This window comes from Mesorhizobium sp. M1E.F.Ca.ET.063.01.1.1, assembly GCF_003998155.1.
Taxonomy (GTDB): domain Bacteria; phylum Pseudomonadota; class Alphaproteobacteria; order Rhizobiales; family Rhizobiaceae; genus Mesorhizobium.
In genome coordinates this window covers 1-861 of the sequence record NZ_RZSC01001326.1, presented here as the reverse complement: position 1 = coordinate 861, position 861 = coordinate 1, and the positions used below count along the sequence as shown (strand labels likewise).

Genomic DNA, 861 nt, shown 5'->3' with positions numbered 1-861 from the left:
GGCATCGCGCCGTGCGCCGGGCGCATCTCGACGCGCTCGGCCTGAACTACCCGCTGCTGACCACGGAAATGGCGAAAGGACCGGCCATCGCCAAGCTGCGCGGCGCCAAGGGCAGGTCCGTCGCCTTTGTCGACGACCAGCCTTCCAACCTGATGTCGGCGCGCGACTCAGTCGCCGACGCGCACCTCTTTCACCTGATGGCTGACAATTCGCTGCGCGCCTTCCTGCCGCCGACTCCGGACGACATCATCTCTGTCGAGAGCTGGCGCGACGCGGCCCCGAAGATCGCGGGCGCTCTCGGCCTCTAAGGCCGCTAAGGCTGCAGCTTCGCTCCGGCGCCGCCATTGCCGTCCTGGCCCGAGCCGTCCTCTTGATCCGAGCCGTCGTCCTGGCCCGAGCCGTCATCCTGGCCGGCGCCGTCGTCCTGAACGGCATCGGCCGGCTTCAGCATGGCGCCATTGACCGTGACAGAACCGTCGGCCTTGGCATTGATGACCCATTCCAGCCGGCCATCGGGCAGCGTCTTGCCAAAACCTTTGACGGCGAGCGCGAAGGGGAACGCCTGTGCCAGTTGCTCGTCGCTCTTGGCCCCCTCTTGCAGGACCTGCACGATCTTGTCGTAGCCCGCGACATCGACGATCATTGTCGCATCCGGCTTCTTGCCCGGAAACGTCATCTCGCCTTCCATCGCGACCTCGATATCGCCGTTCTTCACCGTGCTGTGGCCAAGGACGAACTTGGGTGTCTTGGCCAGGAAATCGGCGACCAGAGCGTCGCCGAACTCATCCGACAGCGGCGGATTCTTATTGAGATCAAAGGCTTCGATCGCTTTCTTCGCCATGGTGTCGAGATCGATATTGG

The 861-nt window shown here is 64.2% G+C and carries 2 pseudogenes; one reads left to right on the top strand and one right to left on the bottom strand.

What is annotated here, in order from left to right:
* Window positions 1–308 (top strand): annotated as a pseudogene (locus EOA29_RS38305) (hypothetical protein); the annotation flags it as partial.
* Window positions 309–313: 5 nt separating this feature from the next.
* Here EOA29_RS38305 and EOA29_RS38300 read toward each other — a convergent pair.
* Window positions 314–861 (bottom strand): annotated as a pseudogene (locus tag EOA29_RS38300) (hypothetical protein); the annotation flags it as partial.